At 70.9% G+C, this 3409-nt stretch carries 1 protein-coding gene and 1 pseudogene; both read right to left on the reverse strand.

Annotated elements, in window-relative coordinates:
• Positions 1-261: pseudogene (locus tag B056_RS45720) on the reverse strand (integrase); the annotation flags it as partial.
• 237 nt (positions 262-498) lie between these two features.
• Positions 499-3126 carry an effector-associated domain EAD1-containing protein gene (locus B056_RS0108380; RefSeq protein WP_230202897.1) on the reverse strand — a complete coding sequence of 876 codons (2628 nt, stop codon included), beginning with the start codon at positions 3124-3126 and terminating at the stop codon, positions 499-501.
• Positions 3127-3409: the final 283 nt, after the last annotated feature.

The following is a 3409-nucleotide window of genomic DNA, read 5'->3' on the forward strand; positions in this document are numbered from 1 at the left end:
ACGGTGCCAGCGCAGCACGGTGGCCGGGGTGACGAAGAACGAACCCCGGCGGGCCCGGGGTAGCAGCCGGGACAGGGCTGCGAGGATCACCGATCGCCGGTTCCAGCATCGGACGACTCACCTGACGTCGCAGCACCGCCACCTGATGTCGCAGGACAAGGAGCTCCGCCTCCTTCGCGGTGTCCCCACGCATCCGGAGCAGCATCAGCCCGAGAGAGCGTTGCGTGTCAGGGCGTAGAGCAGCGACCACACCATGACCATCCCACCGCCGTCCCCTCGCCGGCCCGGTGCGCGAGCTGCTGGCCTGGGCAGGGACGTACACGTCACCCGGACAGGCACCTCACCGGCCCGAGTCGAGCGACGAGAAGTCCGTTCTCGGCGACGGATTGAACCTGGTAGGCCAGGATTCCTGGCTCTGCGAGGGTCTTGGTCTCCGGCCAGGTCGTGAGGCGTCGACGAGGCGGCGGGGCGGTACAGTCGCTGCCGCTATCGGCCTGTTCACAGCCCGTCGGGTACGGGTTCTCCGGCGATCGTGGTCCAGGTGGCGTCGAACGCCGGCTCGTCGCGGCGGCGTTCCTCGTGGAGCAGGGTGAGGATGACGGGGATCAGCTCTGTGAGCTGACCGTTGCCGGCGAGTCTGAGCGCTGGGACGAGGACCTGCAGCATCGCCTCCGTCCGCCCGGTTTCATGGAGTAGCTGACCGGTGAGCGTGAGTGTTGTCGCTAGCTGGGTCGTGAACGCGGCCGGGCGGGTCCGGTACAGGTCGTTGAGGACGACGACGGCTTCCTGCGCGGTGGAGATCGCTCTCTCCTGGTCGCCGGCTTCGGACAGGCGGACGGCAGCGTCGGTCAGGGACACGGCGAAGGCAGGGGTGTGGAGGGCCGGATGTTCCTGGGCGAGCTGCCGGTTGATCGCCAGGGCGGCGATCGCGGGTTCCACCGCGTCGGCGTGCCGTTCGAGGGCGGCCAGGTGGTTGGAGAGGCTGATCAGCGCGGTGGCGAGGCCGGAGGAGAGGATGTCGGGCCTCGCCTCGCCGCGCCGCCGAAGGATCGCGACGGCTTCCTCGGCGGCGACCACGGCGTCCTCCAGCCGTCCCAGGTCTGGGAGACACGCGGACAGGTTGTCCAGGGCGTTGGCAAGGCCGAGTTCGGCGCTGGAACCGCCCGGCTGGACTGCTACCGCCCGCCGGTAGGTGGCCACGGCTTCCTCGGCAGCGGCCAGTGCTTCCACCGGCCGTCCCAGCCTGGCCAGGAGAAAGGACATGGTCCGCACGGCGCCGGCGAGAGCGGCGGTGAGGGCGCCGGGCGCGGTCACCGCTGACAGTGGGGTGACCGCGAGAACGCTCCCGAGTTCGCCCGCCGCCTCCAGCACGCCCAGGACGGGTTCGTGACGGATGGCGTCGTACGGGGACACGGAGACCACGGTGCGGGTGTCCGGCGCCGCCGCGTCCAGCAGCCGGAACAGCCGCGTGGCCTCCTCAACGGCGCTCAGTGCCGTCTCCCGCCGCCCCAGGACGATCAGGCGAGAGGCAAGCGACGTCAATAGTCCGGGGAAGATCAGGGGCAGGTCGAGCAGTGTGTCGGCGTTCGTGTCGCGGGTGGCCCGTGCGACGACCGTGGCGGCGGCCTCGGCCAGCTCGACGGACTCGTCCGGCAGCGAGCCGATGAGGTCGACGAGAGCGGTGGGGACGAGCCACACGGCGCGCGGGGCGATCGTCGGATGGTCGGTGAGCAGACTGGCGAGGATCGCGGCGAGGTGAGGCTGGTGATCGCTGGCCTGGGCGAGCGTGATCAGTCCATGTGCCAGCTGCCCGCCGGAGGCCGCGGTGAGCAGCGTGGCGGCGAGCTCCGGGCGTTCCTGGAGCACGCCGCCGAGGTGGTGTTCGGCGATCCGGTCGGGGACGAGCGTGCCCCAGTACGCCCCGGCCTGCGCCGGGTAGAGGTCCCGCAGCCATTCCGCGACGGCGAGGCGGACGGACACGTCCGCCTCGGTGAGCTCGGGGATCCCGCCGAGCACGGCGACAGCCTCGTCCGCATCCTCGGCACCGCACAGCGCCGCCGCGGCGACTGCCGCCCGCGTCACCGACTCCGGCTGGGGGAGCCGGTGACGGGCGGCGGCCTCCCGCCAGTACCTGGCCTCGTGCGCGAGCAGCACGTCCTCCGGCCGCGACCGCGGCCCACCGTCGATGACGGGGCGGGGGCCGGCCTGGAGCAGATCTGTCAGTGCCCGCAGGTGCACCGTGAACGTCAGCTCGTTGGCGGGCTCGGCCAGGTCGCCCGGTAAGACCAGGCCGCCGGCCAACGCCCCCCAGTCGGTGTCCGGCTCGACGGCGCGCCAGACATCCACGAAACTGCCCAGCGCCAGCAGATAGGCGCCGATCCGGTCGCCGTCCGGGTCCAGTGAGCCCAATGGCTCCGGTACGACCGTCACGGCTATATCTGGGAAGCCCTCCCCCATCAGTTCCCACCACAGCGTGCCGGCTGACAGAGAGCGGGCCAGCAGCAGGACCCGCACGACGGCGCCCGCACCCAACCGAGGACCGATCAGCCGTTCGAAGACGGTTCTGAGCCGGGTCGGTCGGGTCTCCACCCGATCGACGACGAGCAGCAGCGGCCGATCACTGCCCGCGGCGCTGTCGAACACCCGCTCCTCCGCACCCGCAGTGAGTAGCCCCGCCTCCCATCCCACCGACCGCATCACCGCGCACAGCCGCATCACCAGCCGGGTTTTGCCCTGCCCGCCCGGCCCCACGATCAGCCGAACCCGGCCGCCCCCACCCTCGCACCAGCGCCGCAGGTCGGCGAGTTCCTCGTCGCGCCAGTGGAAGTCCACCACCTCGCGGGACGCCAGCAGCAGCGACGCCGGCGAGGAGGGCGCCCAACGCCCCGGCACCGGCTCGAACAGCCCCACCGGCGACTCCCGCGCCACCGCCGCCCACAGCCCCGTCCGTCCGCCCGGCACTCTGCCGCCCGCCACCAGCTCCGACACCTCGAACCAGAACCGGACAGCATCGTCGTGCCACCGCGGCCGCCGACGCCGCGGAACCTCTGCCGCGTCCAGCACCGCTGTCGCCTGCTCCCGCGAACCAAACCGGTCTGCCAGGTCGAGGATTTCTTCGTCTGTCAACCCGCCATTGCTCCCAGCCGAACCATGCGAACCTTCATGCGTCACGGCGAAACCCCTGGGAGAGCCCTCGACTAAGGATTCCCATATCATCCCATCCCGCGACCCGCGGTGCCGCCGCCGCGCGGAATCACTCACCGACCAGCACATTTCATGGATCGTCTACGTCTGGCCGGTCGTACTCCGGCACTGCCCTACCTGCCAAGCTGGTTCGAGGCAGAGGATGTCTGTTAACCAGTGACGAGGGCGGGTTGGGAGCTTGATCTAGATGGATGCGGGGCTGACA

Source organism: Parafrankia discariae (assembly GCF_000373365.1).
GTDB lineage: Bacteria > Actinomycetota > Actinomycetes > Frankiales > Frankiaceae > Parafrankia > Parafrankia discariae.